This is a genomic window from Vibrio sp. IB15 (assembly GCF_016406055.1).
Classification (GTDB): domain Bacteria; phylum Pseudomonadota; class Gammaproteobacteria; order Enterobacterales; family Vibrionaceae; genus Vibrio; species Vibrio chagasii.
On record NZ_JAEFCE010000044.1, the window covers coordinates 1 to 18,030 of the forward strand.

At 44.0% G+C, this 18,030-nt stretch carries 13 protein-coding genes, 1 rRNA gene and 1 other annotated feature; of the genes, 8 read left to right on the top strand and 6 right to left on the bottom strand.

Annotation, left to right across the window (positions count from 1 at the left end):
* The 4 genes from JC606_RS16000 to rluD form a co-directional block, all read right to left on the bottom strand.
* Positions 1 to 248, bottom strand: a 16S ribosomal RNA gene (locus JC606_RS16000); the annotation flags it as partial.
* A gap of 539 nt (positions 249 to 787) precedes the next feature.
* Positions 788 to 3,361, bottom strand: a complete 2,574-nt coding sequence (gene clpB, locus JC606_RS16005; protein WP_198778957.1) for an ATP-dependent chaperone ClpB — start codon at positions 3,359 to 3,361, stop codon at positions 788 to 790.
* A gap of 142 nt (positions 3,362 to 3,503) precedes the next feature.
* Entirely contained in the window at positions 3,504 to 4,244 is a 741-nt protein-coding gene (gene pgeF, locus JC606_RS16010; protein ID WP_198778958.1) for a peptidoglycan editing factor PgeF, read from the bottom strand.
* Positions 4,245 to 4,246: 2 nt separating this feature from the next.
* Positions 4,247 to 5,221, bottom strand: a complete 975-nt coding sequence (gene rluD, locus JC606_RS16015; RefSeq protein ID WP_004739484.1) for a 23S rRNA pseudouridine(1911/1915/1917) synthase RluD — start codon at positions 5,219 to 5,221, stop codon at positions 4,247 to 4,249.
* 137 nt (positions 5,222 to 5,358) lie between these two features.
* Here rluD and JC606_RS16020 point away from each other — a divergent pair, with 137 nt between their 5' ends.
* The 6 genes from JC606_RS16020 (at position 5,359) to yjjX (ending at position 13,057) form a co-directional block, all read left to right on the top strand.
* Complete coding sequence (locus JC606_RS16020) at positions 5,359 to 6,087, top strand: outer membrane protein assembly factor BamD (RefSeq protein WP_008221648.1); 729 nt, start codon at positions 5,359 to 5,361, stop codon at positions 6,085 to 6,087.
* Between the two features lie 138 nt (positions 6,088 to 6,225).
* Positions 6,226 to 7,650, top strand: a complete 1,425-nt coding sequence (locus tag JC606_RS16025; RefSeq protein WP_332873239.1) for a lytic transglycosylase F — start codon at positions 6,226 to 6,228, stop codon at positions 7,648 to 7,650.
* A gap of 422 nt (positions 7,651 to 8,072) precedes the next feature.
* Positions 8,073 to 8,408, top strand: a complete 336-nt coding sequence (hpf, locus tag JC606_RS16030; protein ID WP_004739490.1) for a ribosome hibernation-promoting factor, HPF/YfiA family — start codon at positions 8,073 to 8,075, stop codon at positions 8,406 to 8,408.
* A gap of 109 nt (positions 8,409 to 8,517) precedes the next feature.
* Positions 8,518 to 8,639 (top strand) — a sequence feature (Phe leader region).
* Positions 8,640 to 8,651: 12 nt separating this feature from the next.
* Positions 8,652 to 9,827, top strand: a complete 1,176-nt coding sequence (pheA, locus tag JC606_RS16035; protein WP_004739491.1) for a prephenate dehydratase — start codon at positions 8,652 to 8,654, stop codon at positions 9,825 to 9,827.
* A 331-nt stretch (positions 9,828 to 10,158) separates the two neighbouring features.
* A complete protein-coding gene (locus tag JC606_RS16040; protein WP_198778959.1) occupies positions 10,159 to 12,495 on the top strand; it encodes a putative bifunctional diguanylate cyclase/phosphodiesterase in 2,337 nt (778 codons plus the stop codon).
* Between the two features lie 40 nt (positions 12,496 to 12,535).
* Complete coding sequence (yjjX, locus tag JC606_RS16045) at positions 12,536 to 13,057, top strand: inosine/xanthosine triphosphatase (RefSeq protein ID WP_137408523.1); 522 nt, start codon at positions 12,536 to 12,538, stop codon at positions 13,055 to 13,057.
* 127 nt (positions 13,058 to 13,184) lie between these two features.
* On the opposite strand, the gene trpR is transcribed toward yjjX, so the two are convergent.
* A complete protein-coding gene (gene trpR / locus JC606_RS16050; protein ID WP_008221633.1) occupies positions 13,185 to 13,478 on the bottom strand; it encodes a trp operon repressor in 294 nt (97 codons plus the stop codon).
* Between the two features lie 170 nt (positions 13,479 to 13,648).
* Positions 13,649 to 15,598 (bottom strand): murein transglycosylase, encoded by a 1,950-nt coding sequence (gene sltY, locus JC606_RS16055; protein WP_198778960.1) that lies wholly within the window; start codon positions 15,596 to 15,598, stop codon positions 13,649 to 13,651.
* Between the two features lie 263 nt (positions 15,599 to 15,861).
* On the opposite strand from sltY, the gene ettA reads away from it, so the two are divergent.
* Together ettA and JC606_RS16065 are read left to right on the top strand one after the other, a co-directional pair.
* A complete protein-coding gene (gene ettA / locus JC606_RS16060; RefSeq protein ID WP_004739497.1) occupies positions 15,862 to 17,529 on the top strand; it encodes an energy-dependent translational throttle protein EttA in 1,668 nt (555 codons plus the stop codon).
* Between the two features lie 90 nt (positions 17,530 to 17,619).
* Positions 17,620 to 17,988, top strand: a complete 369-nt coding sequence (locus JC606_RS16065) for a PilZ domain-containing protein (RefSeq protein WP_137408521.1) — start codon at positions 17,620 to 17,622, stop codon at positions 17,986 to 17,988.
* The last annotated feature ends 42 nt before the right edge of the window (positions 17,989 to 18,030 follow it).

Below are 18,030 nucleotides of genomic sequence, written 5' to 3' on the forward strand. Positions count from 1 at the left end.
CCTAGGCATATCTTGACGCGAGAGGCCCGAAGGTCCCCCTCTTTGGCCCGTAGGCGTTATGCGGTATTAGCCATCGTTTCCAATGGTTATCCCCCACATCAAGGCAATTTCCTAGGCATTACTCACCCGTCCGCCGCTCGACGCCGTTATCGTTCCCCGAAGGTTCAGATAACTCGTTTCCGCTCGACTTGCATGTGTTAGGCCTGCCGCCAGCGTTCAATCTGAGCCATGATCAAACTCTTCAATTTAAGATTTTGTGACTCAACGAATACTGATTACATTACATAGTAATGTTGAATTGACTGTGCCGAATCTTACGATTCGAATTGGTCACTCAGTTCATTGAAATCAAGTTGAAACCGAAGTTTCACATTTGCCTTTGCTTTTAAAAAGCGAAAACAAACTTAGTGATATTCATTAACGAGTGCCCACACAGATTGATAGGTTTAAATTGTTAAAGAGCTTAACTTCTTAAGCGTTCCTTTTAGTAAGGAGCCTCTCGAAGTGGACGGCCATTCTAGCGAACTGGGATTCAGTGTCAAACACTTTTTCCTGCTAATTTTTTGAAGCATCTTAAATGCTTATTTGCCGTTTCGCTGCTTAGTTCAAACCGCTTGGTTATCCCTGACAACGGAGGCGCATTATAGAGATAATAATCTTGCGCACAAGGCCAAAAACGAAAAAAAGCCGCCACTGGCGACTGTTCGAATAGTATTTATACAAAGCGTTCGAAATAGGTACGATTTAGACTAAATTTAGCGAATCGTACCTATTGTTTCTGCCCCAATTACTGGTGAGCAATAATTCTGTCGTTATTAACTAATAGCTGTACTTTTTCATCTGGGTTGATTTTTCCAGCAAGTATCGCTTTCGCCAATGGGTTCTCTACACTCTGTTGAATTGCTCTTTTCAACGGTCGTGCCCCATATACAGGGTCGAAGCCAACTTGAGAAATTAGCTTCAGCGCTTTTTCTGACACCTCAAGTTCATAACCATTATCTTCCATACGCTTTTTTAGGTGCTCAAGCTGAATAGAAGCAATAGATTGAATGTGCTCTTGCCCTAATGGGTGGAACACAACGCTTTCATCCACTCGGTTCAAAAACTCAGGACGGAAATGTTTACCTGCCACTTCCATCACCTCATTCTTTATTCCTTGGTAATCGAGCGTATTGAAGTTTTCTTGAATTCTTGAAGAGCCCAAGTTCGATGTCATGATCACTACCGTATTTCTGAAGTCGACCGTACGACCTTGCCCGTCGGTTAGACGCCCATCATCAAGTACCTGAAGTAAAATGTTAAAAACATCTGGGTGCGCTTTCTCAATTTCATCTAACAAGATTACTGAATATGGTTTACGACGCACTGCTTCAGTTAAGTAACCACCTTCTTCGTAACCAACATAACCCGGAGGTGCGCCAACTAAACGAGCAACAGAGTGCTTCTCCATAAATTCAGACATGTCGATACGTACCATTGCATCGTCACTATCAAACATGAAGTTAGCGAGCGTTTTACAAAGCTCCGTTTTACCTACCCCTGTAGGACCAAGGAATAGGAAAGAACCAATTGGCTTATTCGGATCCGATAAACCAGCACGGCTACGACGAATCGCATTCGATACCACTTCTACCGCTTCGCCTTGGCCGATAACACGCTTATGCAGAACACCTTCCATCTTTAGAAGCTTCTCTTTTTCTGCTTCTAACATTTTGGAAACCGGAATGCCCGTTTGCTTAGACAGGACATCGGCAATTTCTGCATCAGTAACCTTATTACGTAGTAAGGTCATCTCTTGCATTTCAGCTTGAGTCGCAAGGTCTAGTTGCTTCTCCAACTCTGGGATACGACCATATTGCAGTTCAGACATTCGATTTAGATCACCTGCACGTCTTGCAAAATCCATATCCATACGAGCTTGTTCTAGCTCTGATTTGATATGTTGCGTGCCAGACAGTGCTGCTTTCTCAGCGTTCCACACTTCTTCAAGTTCAGCAAAGTCACGTTCTTTATCTGAAAGCTCCGCTTGTAAGGTGCGAAGACGCTTTTCACTGGCTTCATCGTTTTCATTAGTCAGCGCTTGCTGCTCGATCTTAAGCTGAATGATCTTACGCTCGAGTTTATCCAGAGATTCAGGTTTTGAATCAATCTGCATACGGATACTCGATGCTGCTTCATCAATCAGGTCAATTGCTTTATCTGGCAGTTGACGATCAGAAACATATCGGTGAGATAGTGTTGCTGCAGCGACGATCGCTGGGTCGGTAATTTCTACATGATGGTGAAGTTCATAACGCTCTTTCAAACCACGAAGAATCGCCACCGTGTCTTCAACCGTTGGTTCATCGACAAGTACTTTTTGGAAGCGGCGCTCTAACGCTGGATCTTTCTCTATATATTGACGGTATTCATCAAGAGTCGTCGCGCCAACGCAATGAAGCTCACCACGAGCTAATGCTGGTTTCAGCATGTTACCCGCATCCATAGAGCCTTCACCTTTACCAGCGCCGACCATGGTATGAATTTCATCGATGAAGAGAATGATATTGCCCTCTTCTTTAGACAATTCATTGAGGACTGATTTCAAGCGCTCTTCAAACTCACCACGGTATTTAGCACCGGCCACCAAAGCGCCCATGTCTAATGAAAGTACGCGTCGGCCTCTTAAACCTTCAGGCACTTCATTGTTAATAATGCGCTGAGCCAAACCTTCAACGATAGCTGTCTTACCAACGCCAGGTTCACCGATAATGACTGGGTTGTTCTTAGTACGACGCTGAAGTACTTGGATAGTACGGCGGATTTCGTCATCTCGACCGATAACAGGATCGAGCTTGCCTTGCTCAGCTCTTTCAGTCAGATCGATGGTGAACTTCTCTAATGCTTGACGTCGGTCTTCGGCATTTGGGTCATCAACTTTTTGACCACCGCGAACCTGCTCGATAGCTTGAGATAATTTTTGCTCAGTAAGACCTAGCTCTTTAAGCTGGTTACCTAAAGGACCTTTATCTTCAATTGCAGCAAGTAGGAAGACTTCCGAAGAAATGTATGTGTCTTGGCGCTTTTGTGCGACCTTGTCACATAGATTGAACAGAGTACCCATTGCATTCGAAAGCTGAACATCACCACCGATACCACTTACTTTCGGTACACGGTCTAATATTTCGCTTAACTTTGAACGCAACTGAACCACATCAATATTCAACATAGTAAGCAATGGACGAATCGCACTACCATCTTGATTTAATAGCGACACCATTAGGTGTACAGGCTCTATATATTGGTGATCACGACCTAATGCGAGCGACTGAGCATCAGATATCGCAATTTGAAATTTACTAGTGAATCGATCGAGACGCATGCCAACCTTCCTACTCTTAGATATGTTTATCTTATGGTTAGAAGATGGATACGGTAACGCGGATTTTCAAGGGATAGGAATGAAGAATAGAGTTTATATAAAAATATCATTGTGCTGGATAAAAGCGGACACTTACTAAACGTTACTCTAGCCAAATAAAGGTAGCCTGACGTCCAGTAACGCCATCTCGACGATAAGAATAGAAAGCATCAAAATCGGCAAAAGTACAAAGGTTCGAACCCGTCACTTGCGAAACACCCACTTTAGTAAGTCGCTGTGTTGCAAGTTGAGACATATTCGCTAACCATTTGCCCGGTTCAGTTTTCGCTTTGAATGCAAGCTTGGCTTGAGGGTCAAAACCAACGAAAGCTTCCAACACATCATCACCAACCTCAAAGGCTTGTTTGCCAATCGCAGGGCCTAGCCAAGCTATGATCTGGTTATCAGAGCTGAGATTGGTAAACTTTGCGACTGCATTTTCAAGAATACCACCAGCAAGACCACGCCATCCGGCATGAACCGCAGCAACTTGAGTACCTTTAGTATCAGTAAGAATCACTGGTAAACAATCTGCAGTCATAGCTGAACACACTACGCCACTCGCAGTGGTGAAAGCTCCATCAGCATCGAGAACATTGGTTGTAGGCTCTAAAACTGTAATCACATCAGTCGAGTGTGTTTGGTTTAGCCATATGGGTGCTGCGGGCATATTAGCGTGTTGCGTAAGCCATATTCGGTTACGTTCAACCAGTGAAGCATCATCCCCAACATGCATACCGAGGTTTAGCCCTTGATATGCATCAGCAGAAAAACCACCAACACGCGTCGAAGCAAAAGCCTTCACGTTACTTGGTGCGTTCCAGTTAGGGATGATCATCGACATAATTAAATGTCTTCTTCTAGGTTATCGCGAGCATCAACACGTAGTGCTTCAGCCATCACAACCATGTCATTTGGCACAGGTGCGTGGAACTCAACTTCTTCGCCCGTAATTGGGTGAACAAATTTGAGCATAACCGCGTGTAGTGCTTGACGATCAAAAGCACGAATCATCTTCGTTAGTTCTTCTGATGCGCCCTTTGGAATACGTGCACGACCGCCGTATGCAATATCACCTAGCAGTGGATGCTGAAGGTAAGACATGTGTACACGGATTTGGTGAGTACGACCCGTTTCTAGACGTAGGCGAATACGTGTATGTTCACGGAAGTGCTCAGCAACGCGGTAGTGAGTTACCGCTGGCTTGCCCGTTTCATTCACAGCCATCAAAGTACGCTTGGTAGCGTGGCGGCTAATGCCTTTTTCTACCATGCCACCAGCGGTCATTTTGCCGATTGCAATCGCTTCGTATTCACGAGTAATACGACGCTTAGCCAGTGCACGTACAAGGCGAGTCTGTGCTGGTACTGTTTTAGCAACAACCATAAGACCTGTCGTGTCTTTATCTAGACGGTGAACAATACCTGCACGAGGTACTTCAGCGATTTGTGGGTAGTGGTGCAGCAACGCGTTTAGCACGGTTCCATCCGGCGTACCTGCTCCTGGGTGAACAACAAAATCACGTGGCTTGTTAATAACCAATAGGTGTTCATCTTCAAAGACAATGTCTAGAGGAATGTCTTGTGCTTCCCAGCGCTCTTCATCTTCAAGTTCAGCTTGTAAGATGATCTCTTCTCCGCCCATAACCTTAACGCGTGGCTTGGTAATAACTTCACCGTCCACTTGGACTTTGCCGTCAAGAAGCCACTCTTTAATACGAGAGCGAGAAAAATCGGTAAATAGTTCAGCGACAGCTTGGTCTAAACGTTGACCTAACTGGCTGCTTTTTACTGTGTCTGTTAATGTGATCTGCTGAGCCATATCGAACTTTTTTAAAAACCGTGAGACTAATACCCATTAGTATGGATAAAATAGAATAATTGCATCATTGTATCTGTTACTGGTTAGAAAGTAACGGAAGCTTACGAAATATTTAATTCAAGGAATCGACGCCTGACATGAAACACCTTACTTTAGCGGGTCTATTAGCCGTATCACTCTTGGCTGGTTGTTCAAGTACCGAAGAGATAGTGCCAGATGTACCGCCATCGGTTCTCTATTCTGAGGCGCAAGAATCGCTACAAAGTGGTAGCTGGCTTTCTGCCATTGAAAAGCTAGAAGCTCTAGACTCTCGTTACCCTTTCGGCGCCTATTCTGAACAAGTACAGCTAGACCTGATTTACGCTTACTACAAAAATGATGACCTAGCGCTTGGCCTAGCGACCATTTCACGTTTCTTGCGTTTAAACCCAACTCACGAAAAACAAGACTGGGTTCTTTACATGCGCGGCCTAACGCACATGGCACAAGACAGAAACTTTATGCACGATATTTTTAATATCGACCGTAGCGACCGAGATCCTGAGCCAGTAAAACTCGCTTTTGCTGATTTCAAACGACTACTAGAGCGCTTCCCAGCAAGCCCTTACGCAGAAGATGCACAAAAACGCATGTTCGCACTTAAAAACCGTTTGGCGGATTACGACCTAGCAACGGCAGATTTCTATCTACGTCGTGAAGCTTGGATCGCAGCAATCAATAGAACGCAAGAACTGCAAAAGACTTACCCAGATACCATCGCAGCGCGTAAGTCTCTAAAAATTCAGCTAGAGGCCTACAAACAGCTTGGCCTTGAGGACGCGATTCAAAGAACAGAAGCCTTGATTGAGCTGAATCCACTACCTTAGCCAACCATTCTGTTCCTGACTAAAAAAGCGCGCTAATTTACTAGCGCGCTTTTTTTAAACCTATTCCACGAACTTGATGAATCGCACAATACACGGTATCTTCAATAAATAACTTTTGACAAAACATCAACATGGAGTGTGGATGTGAGTAGGTTGTTATTATTTATTGGGATCGTGCTATTTAGCCAATTTCCCCACGCATTAGAACTCTCGCCATTAAGCAATAAGCCTTACATGGGGGACCTCGACGTACTCAAAACCAAAGGTACAGTGAGAGTGCTGGTCTCTGCTGATCTTGGCTTCTACTATATAGAAGATGGCAAGCCCAAAGGCATCGTTGCCGAGATGCTTTACCATTTCGAAAAAAGTCTTCGCAAGAAGCACCCTTACCTGAACGTTCAAATTATTCCTGTGCAGCGGGATGACCTGCTCCCCTCTCTACAGTCAGGCTATGGCGATGTTGCTGTTGCAAACCTGACCGTCACCGATAAGCGATTAAAGGTGATCGATTTTTCAGCCCCTATGATTAAAGACGGTAAAGAGCTCATTATCACTGGCAAGAATTCAGAAGCGATCACCGAGATCAAGCAGCTTAGTGGTAAGGAAGTATGGATTCGGGCCAGCTCCAGTTACTTCGAAAGCGTGCAAAGGGTCAATAAGGAACTCAACGAACTGGGTTTACCGCCACTGCATGTCCACTTCATCGAAGAGTCACTGCAAGACTACGAACTGATCGAGCTCGTTAACCAAGGCTATATACAAGGTACGATTCTAGACAGCCACAAAGCGAAACTGTGGATCGATGTGATGGAAAACATTCAAGTCCATCACGACTTACCTTTACGCGAAAATGGTCAAATAGCCTGGGCATTAAGAAAAGACAGCCCTCAACTAAAGAAAGAGATAAACAAATACGTTAAGACAGCTCGAACAGGTACCCTGCTTGGAAACGTTATCTATAAGAAATACATAGATAATACTCGTTGGTTAGGTCGGGCACTCAACCCGAACAAAGTTGACCGCGTTGCTAAACTGGCTGATGTATTTGAAAAGTATTCGAATAAGTATGAATTCGATCCTTTGATGATGTCTGCGCAAGGCTTCCAAGAGTCGGGCCTTGATCAAAGCAGAGTCTCCCACCGAGGTGCTATTGGAGTAATGCAGGTTCTACCTAGCACTGCGAGAGACAAAAACGTCAACATCAAGAATATCCACATCGTCGATAACAACATCCATGCTGGTGTGAAATACATGCGCTTCATTAAAGATAGATATTTTGATGACCCAGCCATTACTCCAGATAACCAGATTTACTTTACTCTCGCCTCCTATAACGCAGGTCCAGCTAAGATCAGAAAGATGAGGAACCTTGCGAAGAAGAAAGGCTACAACCCGAACATCTGGTTTAAAAACGTAGAGATAATTACTCGTAAATACGTCAGTAAAGAGCCTGTCACCTACGTTGCCAATATCAATCGCTACTTCGTCATCTATAAACAGCTAGAGGCAATCAATGCGATTAGAGAGAACGGCACGGCGAGATTGCTCAAAACGAATGATTAGAGCGACTATAAACTTGAGCCAGACAAGAAGAGACATTGAGTAAAGACAAAAACACAAAAGCCGCATAAGCAAAGTTATGCGGCTTTTGTTTGTCTAATTCTGAGGAAGCTTACCTAGCGATATGTGTCACGTGCTCTAGATCACAAAATACTTTTGGATAAATATCCATCAAGCACTTTCTGTAAGCTGTAAGACGCCCCTAAAAACTGATTTAATTTTTAGCGAAGCCTTGCCTCCAACTTATCGTTTTCCATAAGGATAACAAGCATTTTTCACCAAAAAGATATCAAGACTTGCGTAAGATCACATTTGATTTTAATGCTCATTCCACCCAACCAAAACAAGATCCAGATCACATTATCAATTCCCAAAAGTCGTAATCTGAAGTTAACCCATGAGGGATACAACAGAGGAAAACTTCTATGAAAATGAACATCACTGGTAAAAACATCGACATTACCTCTGCAATCCGTGATCACATAGAAAGCAAATTTAAAAAGCTGGATAAATGGCAAGTAGACATCATTGGTTGCCAAGCGAGCTTTAGTGAAGAACCAAACAAGAAGAAGAAATTTGAAGCGGTAATCACTGTACCAAAAGGACAACTTGTAGCTTCATCAATCCATGACGACCTCTACGTTGCTATCAACGAAGTAGAACAAAAACTAGAGCGTCAACTCAACAAGCTACGCCATAAACCAGAAGCGCGCCGCGCTGAAAAGCCTGAAATCGAAGAGCTAGAAGCTGAAGTAGAATAAGGAAAGATAACAGATTAAAAAATAGGCCTCAGGGCGCTATTTTTTTGCTTGACGCTCGTAGCTCGCTTGCTTATTGTGTTTAAACATTCATAAAACAATCACTTTTTATGCAAACCCAATCTTTGTTTATTTTTGACTTCTTTTTTCTTCCGTAAATCGGAGGCTAAGTCGTTTTAGAAAAACAAGTCAAAAACGAACAAGAAGCCTCCCAAACTAGGGAGGCTTTTTTATAAGGACACATTTATGACTGACCGCTCAATTTCACTGGATGATATCCGCCTTCGTCTTAATGATTTAGATGACGAACTACTGAAACTACTTTCAGAACGTCGCAAGCTAAGCATCGAAGTTGCTAAAAGCAAGGTAGAGACATCAAAGCCAGTTCGTGATGCAGTAAGAGAACAACAACTGTTGGTTAAGCTGATTAACAACGGTAAAGACAAATACGAATTGGATGCTCAGTACATTACTAAGCTGTTTCACACCATCATTGAAGATTCAGTTCTACTGCAACAGTCATACTTACAAAACCTCGCAAATCCACAAAGCCGTAAGCCTTTGGCTCGCGTGGCATTCTTGGGTTCTAAAGGCTCTTACTCGCACCTTGCAAGCCGCGAGTATTTCAGCCGCAAGAATATGGAGTTGATTGAGCTAAACTGTAGCCATTTCAAAGAGGTTGCCTCAACAGTAGAATCGGGACATGCAGATTACGGCGTATTGCCGATTGAGAACACCAGCTCAGGTTCAATCAACGAAGTGTACGACCTGCTTCAACACACAACGCTTTATATCGTAGGTGAGCTATCTCAACCCATTGAGCACTGCCTAGTTGCTAAGAATGATATCCGTTTAGAAGACATCAAAACCCTCTATTCGCACCCACAACCTCATCAGCAATGCAGCGAGTTTTTGAGCCGTCTTAAAGATGTCACCCTTGAGTCTTGTGCCAGCACAGCTGACGCTATGAAAAAGGTGAAAGATCTGGACGGTGATGATGTCGCAGCGATTGGTAACGCATCGAGCGGCAAGCTTTACGGGCTTCAGCCAATCCAAGGTAACATTGCAAATCAAACAGAAAACCACACGCGTTTCATCGTGGTAGCACGCAAGCCAGTTGAAGTATCAACGCAAATCCCAGCGAAGACGACACTCATTATGTCGACTTCACAAGAAGCTGGTTCATTAGTAGAGACACTACTGATTCTGCAACGCTTAGGTATCAACATGACTAAGCTAGAGTCTCGTCCGATTATGGGTAACCCTTGGGAAGAGATGTTCTATGTAGACTTAGAAGCACACCTAGACTCAGATAATATGCAGCAAGCGATCACAGAGTTAACGGCCATTACTCGCCACCTCAAAGTGCTAGGCTGTTACCCAAGCGAAAACATCAAAGCGACTCAGGTTAAGCTGTCGTAGCCGAGAACGAATAACGCTTTCAGCTAACATAAGTATTTGGCCTATGGTAGGCCAAATACTTAAATCACCATGACTACACATATCATTTAGAAACAACGCTCTCTTTGGCATTTCCTAGCCTCTAATCATTGATTTATCGTTCTACACCACCTCCCCTCTAAGTAGCCCTACGCTTTTCTAACAGAAAACTCATTAGTAGCTTTTTTATCAATAAAGACAAAACCTTACCGCCTTCACAGGAAAGCACCGTACAACGTGTAATTAATAGCGAGCTCACTCCAAGTAACATAGACTTACGCGCTCAAATTTATAAACCATGTTGTGAGTAGCCATGAAGCTAAGTACGAAAATATTACTTCTGATTGCACCCGTAATACTGATAAGTACTGCGACTTCCAGCTATATCATCTACTCAACTCAAAAAAACAGTTTCATCAAACGCGAAGATAACGCTCTGCAATTAAGTATGGAAAAACTGGCCGGACACTTTCGCCAGTCACGCTCTTTTCTTAATAGCTATTCTTATGCACTCACTAAAAGTGACATGATTAAACGCTTCTTCTTGGCTGAAGAGAACCCCAGCCAAGAGCTCGCACTCATCGATGACCTGCACGAAACCGTTAAGTTATTGCAAGATGGCGACGACAGCTTTACCGGACTAGCTCTGCTAGACAGTGATCGCACTGTCAGCTATTACGCCGAAAATAGCCGAGATCCCTATGCAGAGATGGACCCTAAAGTATTAGAGTTCGTTGAGCATCAATACCAAGAAAAACGCACAGCTTCGGGTACTGACTACATCCAAAACTCACAAGGTGAAGGTGTGCTTGTTCACTATGAAGTACTCGACAAAAAGAGCGTTTCCGCTCCGATAAGCGAACAACTCAACGATGTGTTTTTTCTCGTCGTATCTGTTTCTCTCGATAAGTTTAATTCACTACGAAAACAGATAGAGTTTGACTATCAAACTAGCCTTTTCTTTACCGATGAGCCGATATCCCTAGGAAATGGCTTAACTCAGTCAGTAAAGCTAGGGCCTGAGTTTTACGCAACACTCGACCCCGCTCATTTTTTGTTGGACAACAAACTCAAATCCATCTGGAATGAGCTCAGCGTGTCGTTTGCTCTTTCTGCTTTTGTCAGTATGGGCTTATTGCTCATGCTTTTATCCCGATGTGTGATTAATCCAATCACGCGCTTGGATAAGCAGCTGCAACAGGTCGAAAAAAAGCAAAGAAAGAACATTGAGCGCTTAGGCACTAATGATGAATTAGGCCGCTTGTCACAACGTTTTTATGACATGTACCAAGAGCTCGATAATACCTACCAACAGACCAAAGTGTTGGCAGAGAATGACCAGCTAACGCAAATCCCCAATCGACTTCAATTTCAGTCGTTTGTGCAACAGTCTCTGCCAGCCCCTGACTCGAAAAACAATACCTGGGTACTCTATCTCGATTTAGACAACTTTAAGTTTGTGAACGACAAATACGGACACCAGATTGGGGATTCAATACTGGTTTCTTTTGCAGAGCGCATCACCGCTTTATGTGACTTTTTTCAACAGAGCGACAGCGCTCACTGCATGCCTGCACGCTTGTCGGGCGATGAGTTTGTTATCTATATCAATGCCCCAGCGAATGCCGATAATATTGCGCATCAGTTTTCAGAAAAATTACTGACCCCGCTACAAAAAGGCTTTATCACCGACTCAGGAAGCTTTCCGATTACCGTGAGCATTGGGATCGCGACCTACCCAAGTGATGGGCATACCATAGAGAAACTACTCTCAAACGCTGATACTGCGATGTATCAGGCAAAACATGCTGGCAAGAATCAGTTCGCGGATTACTCGTTAGATTTGGATAAAACTATTCAGCGTCAAGCCAATATTGAGCGTGCCCTAAGAGATAAAAACTTCGATGAAGAGTTTAAACTCGTTTATATGCCTTACATGGATGCCGCAGGGAACCACGTGATTGGGGTTGAGGTTCTATTGCGTTGGGAGTCCGAACAACTTGGTACGGTTGCACCCAATGAATTTATTCCTATTGCCGAGCAAACTGGGCTATTTGAGCTTGTCGACCGCTGGGTTATCAAGAATGCTTTCGCTTCTTTCCATCAGCTTCAGGGTCAATTTGATCACTCGATTCAGCTGTCCATCAACCTATCTTCCGCAGGGATAGAGACTACGCACCTAGCGGATTTCATTGAACAACACGCAAAGATTAATGGCATTCCACCAAGCTTAATTGATTTTGAGATCACCGAGACTTTCTATTCAAATTCACACGGTTTTCCGCTACTCAACGAACTCGCTCGAATGGGCTACCGATTAGCTATCGATGATTTTGGTTCGGGCTACACATCCATCACTCAATTGGTTGAGTACCCAACGCAAAAAATTAAATTAGACAAAGGTTTTTTAGAAGCCTTGATCGAAACAGATAATCAGAACATAGTTAAACCCGTGATCGGACTGTGTCACGCGCAAGGTAAAACCGTGACTGCTGAAGGTATCGAAACCAAAGAGATGCACCAATGGCTACAAGACGCGCATTGCGACATGCTGCAAGGCTTCTACTTTGGTAAGCCTATGCCTCTCAATGAGCTAAGCGACTGGTATCAAGAACACCAACAGCGATTTAAGCACCAGCAGAACGATTAACACGCGCCAACTGAATCAACCGACTAGAAGAATCGAACACATGAAATCTGTCATCATCGCCTCGCTAAATCCCGCTAAGATCAATGCTGTCAAAAGTGCTTTTGTCTCTGCGTTTCCCAACACCGGGTTTGAGTTCACGGGGGTAAGTGTGCCAAGTGGTGTTGCCGATCAGCCGATGAGTAATGATGAAACCTATCAAGGTGCTGTAAACCGTGTTCACAATGCGACACAACAGCAACCTAATGCGGATTTCTATGTTGGGTTAGAAGCGGGAATCGAAGGCGGGGTTACCTTTGCTTGGATGGTGATTGAATCAAATGGCCAACGTGGAGAATCTCGCTCGGCAAGCCTGATGTTGCCACCAGCCGTTCTTGAGAAGCTAGAACACGCTAACGAACTCGGGGATGTGATGGATGAAGTATTTGGTACTGACAATATCAAACAAAAAGGTGGAGCGATTGGTTTACTGACACATAACCAGCTTTCACGTAGCTCGGTCTATCACCAAGCGTTAATCTTAGCGCTGATCCCATTTGTGAACCCTGAGCATTTCTCGGCTTGACCAATGAATGCTTCTCAAGCTTTCTAGCAGCTCGATTGCAAGCTCTAGAAACTAAAAAACGCTAACCCTCAGTTAGCGTTTTTTTTCAATTCGCACTCTCGCTATTCAGTGATAGCTTAAGCCATCATTACTTAAGCAGCAGATCGGCAATAATCGCTTTCTCTTGTTCTGATTTTGCCTTGAGCTCATTCGAGCCTCTGGTGATGGTTGCCACACCGACTCCCAGCATTTGGCTTACTTGTCTTTGAGACATTTCACCTTTCATTAGCTCACAAAAAATATTAATTCGAGCAACCAGAGCATCTCGCTCATCGGGCGTCATCATCATGGTCAACAACAGTTCATGCTGATCTTTCTCAACCGCTGTCTTAACTAAATCCATGAGTTGTTGCCAGTTATCATATTCAGGTTGTGATGCCATATATCTACACTTACTTTTAAATTCAGACTTTAAAGAGTCGCTTATCGATTGAAAGCGTCTACCACTTTATACCGAAATACTGGATGTGATCCAATGTAAAAAGGCAGTAAGCGGAAATGGTTCGCACTCACTGCCTTCAATTGTCACTCAGTTTCAGGACTTATCGACCACTAGTATTTAGTTTTCACCTCATGGGGAGCCAAAAACTCGCCCTGCTCACCCAAGATGTCTCGATAGTAAGTCTCAAACATTAAGATGTTCTGAACGTAACCGCGTGTCTCTTTGAATGGAATCATCTCAATAAAAGCGAAGGCATCAAGCTTTTCGTCACTGCGAGAACGCCACTGCTTAACACGGCTTGGACCTGCATTGTAGGCAGCAAAAGCAAAGATACGGTTGTTGTCATATTGAGAGAGCAAGCCATCTAAGTAGTGGCTGCCAATTTCGATATTCTTGCCGACATCGTAAAGATCATCGCTACCCTTGTACTTAATCTTGTGCTTGTTCGCTGTGTATTGCGCTGTCTTTGGCATAATTTGCATGACACCACGTGCACCAACTGGAGAACGAGCTTCTGAATCCATCGCGCTCTCTTGTCTTGCTAGAGACATCAAGGTGATTGGATCAATATCATGCTTCTCCGCATAGAAGTTAAACCACCACTTATGAGCAACCGGAAAACGCAGCGCAATGTTATCCCACATTTTCGCTGAAATACTGGCAATGACAGTAAAGTGATTCCAACGCTGTGTCGCAGCGTAAGCGGCCAGCATCTCTTTTTGCTCTTTATCTGCATTGGTCAGTAGCCAGCGCCATTCACTTTTGGCTGCGGCAATTTTATCGCGAGTGATCAGTTCATCGATACGAGTCAGCGAAGTACTAAAAGGCTTCACTGTTTCTGGGTTGTATTTCAACTTAGAGGTTGGATATTGAATCGGTTTACCTAACTGCTTTGCTGCTGCAACACTGTAAAAATTACGCTGACCTAAAATATCAGACAGACGTTGGTTACCCTTTTCAGTATCACCTGTTGCTATTTCAGCCCTGCCTAACCAATATTGCCAGCGCAATGACGCTTGGTGCTTGTCGTCTAAGCGGGCAATCCACTCTTTCAATCCAGCCCAATCGGCATGCTGAATAGCCAAACGGGCACGACGTTCGAGTAAGACTTGTTTCGACGAACTCGCCAACATCTCATCTCGCCACTCCATCAACTCTTCAGAATCGGTATTGATTAAACGGAAAGTCAGGTAATCAGCGAGCTCTTGAGATTTCTCTTCAGAAAACTTCTGAGCCTTGATGACCTCATCGAATACTTCTTGGGCACTACTAGCCGATTTTCTTGCTAGCTTCTTAAAAGCAAACTCCGTTTGAGCTTGATAAAACTCATTGGCTGGATGCTTCTTAGCGAATGTGAGCACATTTTCAGGCTTGTTGTATAACGCCTTCATCTGCTTAGCTTGAGCAATTGACTCATTATGATCCAATTGCTTGATCAGATAGGTCATCAGCTTACCGTTACGCCCTTCAAACGCTAACAGCATACGCTCTAAAATTAGCTCATCGGTTCTCAAGCCAGCTTGATCCCAACTCTTAAACAACGGGTCGCAAGCGTCATCAACACCATCGCCGCTCAACCAAAGCTGCTTCGCTCCTTTAAAAGCCAGTTCTTGATTACCTTGCTCATAGTTCGCTCGGTAATAAATGCATTGGTACTTTTCGCCCACTGGCTCTTTGGTCTGAAACTCGAGGATGGTTTGCCACTGTTTTCTAGACGCCAGCATATCTAAATATGGTGCTCGCATACGATTAGAAAATGGCAGTGCTTTGTTCTCTTCAATAAACGCATCCACTTCCGCCGGAGTGCGATCACCTAAGCCAATAAGAAAAGCACGATAATCGGTGTAAGGCGTGAGAGGGTATGTTTGAATTTTGCTGCGCAGTGCTAAATAAGCTTTTAGATCACGGCTGTCTAAAACCTCTTGCGCTCTATCATAAACATCACGCTGCATTTCTAACTCTGAGGCATTGCTAGCCATAGCCATTGGAGCCAGTGAAACTGAAGACAAGATTGCCGATGCAGCCACAGCAACCTTCGTATTACCAATTCGGAAAAACATTCGCTCTTTCCTTAGTGCGTGTATGAATACGTGAAATCTATTTACGCCCGACATCACATAAAATGTAAAGGAATTGAGTGTAAATATTATTAATATTTAACACTTCATCTAAGAAGCATATTAAATATAGTTTTAATAACCAATGTGACAATAGTAAGTAAGGATTCGTTCAAGAATGGCTTTTCTTTCCTAGGAGTAACATCTTTAGGGATATTGGTATAAAATAGCTAACAATTTTGAACAATAATTAGGATCGATCGGCAATGGCTGAATACGTATATACCATGTCTCGGGTGAGCAAAACTGTTCCACCTAAGCGTCAAATTCTTAAAGACATTTCTCTTAGCTTTTTTCCTGGCGCTAAAATCGGTGTTTTGGGTCTAAATGGTTCAGGTAAATCTACCCTACTACGTATCATGGCTGGTATTGATACTGATATCGATGGCGAAGCTCGTGCACAACAAGGTCTTAACGTAGGTTACCTACCTCAAGAACCAGTACTAGACGAATCAAAAACGGTTCGTGAAATCGTAGAAGAAGCGGTTTCTGATGTTGCTGATGCACTTAAACGTATCGACGCAGTTTACGCGGCTTATGCTGAACCAGATGCAGATTTCGATGCACTAGCAAAAGAGCAAGGCGAACTAGAAGCGCTTATCCAAGCAAAAGATGGTCACAACCTAGAAGCAGCTCTAGAGCGCGCTGCAGACGCACTTCGTCTTCCTGAGTGGGACGCTAAGATTGAACACCTTTCTGGTGGTGAGCGTCGTCGTGTTGCTATCTGTCGTCTACTTCTTGAGAAGCCAGACATGCTGCTTCTTGACGAACCAACGAACCACCTAGATGCAGAATCGGTTGCATGGCTTGAGCACTTCCTAGTGGACTACAGCGGTACTGTTGTGGCGATTACCCACGACCGTTACTTCCTAGATAACGCTGCTGGTTGGATTCTAGAACTTGACCGTGGTGAAGGTATCCCATGGCAAGGTAACTACACGTCTTGGCTAGAGCAAAAAGATGAGCGTCTAAAGCAAGAGAAAGCTGGTGAAAGCGCACGTCAAAAGACTATCGAGAAAGAACTTGAGTGGGTTCGTCAAAACCCTAAAGGTCGTCAAGCTAAATCTAAAGCTCGTATGGCTCGTTTTGAAGAACTGACGACTGGCCAATACCAGAAGCGTAACGAAACCAACGAACTATTCATCCCGCCAGGTGAGCGCCTAGGTGACAAAGTTCTTGAAGTTAAGAACCTAACTAAGTCATATGGTGACCGCGTTCTTATCGATGACCTATCGTTCAGCATGCCTAAGGGTGCAATCGTGGGTATCGTAGGTGCCAACGGTGCGGGTAAATCAACACTATTCAAGATGCTAAGCGGCGCAGAACAACCAGACTCAGGTACGGTTGAACTGGGCGAAACAGTTAAGCTTGCTTCTGTTGATCAGTTCCGTGACAGCATGGACGACACTAAGACAGTATTCCAAGAGATCTCTGAAGGCGCTGATATCATCAAGATCAACAACTTCGAAATCCCAGCACGTGCATACTGCTCTCGTTTCAACTTCAAAGGCAACGACCAACAGAAGATCATCGGTGAGCTTTCTGGTGGTGAACGTAACCGTGTTCACTTAGCTAAGCTACTAAAAGCGGGCGGTAACGTACTGCTACTCGATGAGCCGACCAACGACCTAGACGTTGAAACACTACGTGCTCTTGAGGAAGCGCTACTTGAGTTCCCTGGCTGTGCAATGGTTATCTCGCACGACCGTTGGTTCCTAGACCGTATTGCGACCCATATCTTAGACTACCGTGATGAAGGTCAAGTTAACTTCTACGAAGGTAACTATACTGAGTACACTGAGTGGCTGAAGAAGACTCTGGGCGCTCAAGCGGCAGAACCACACCGCATCAAGTACAAACGTATTGCTAAGTAAATAAGCTTGTATTTTGAACAAAGGCCGCGATAATAGCGGCCTTTGATATATCTGGCTTACGCATTCCGCACCGATATAGAGAGAATACTTATGATTGAAAGACGTCAATTTTCACGAGTTATTTATCAAGTTCCGACTGAAATCTCACAAGGACAAGTAAATGTATCAGGCTCAGTGCAAGACTTATCTCTTCATGGTTTACTCATTCAGTGCGAAGAGTTACAGCAACTTAACCAGGAGAACCCTGTTCACGTTAGCTTTAAGCTGACCAACAGCGATATCAACATTCAGTTAGAAGCAACGATAGTCTCTACCATCAATACCTCAATGCGTTTACGCATAGAGCATTTAGATATTGATAGTATCAGCCACCTTAAGCGCCTTGTTGAGCTTAATGTTGGTGACGATGACCTGCTTTATAGAGAGATTGAACACCTTACCGACTTAGGCAAGGAATAATATCTCCATTACCCTTTTTCTATTAGAAGCATTTAGTTAATA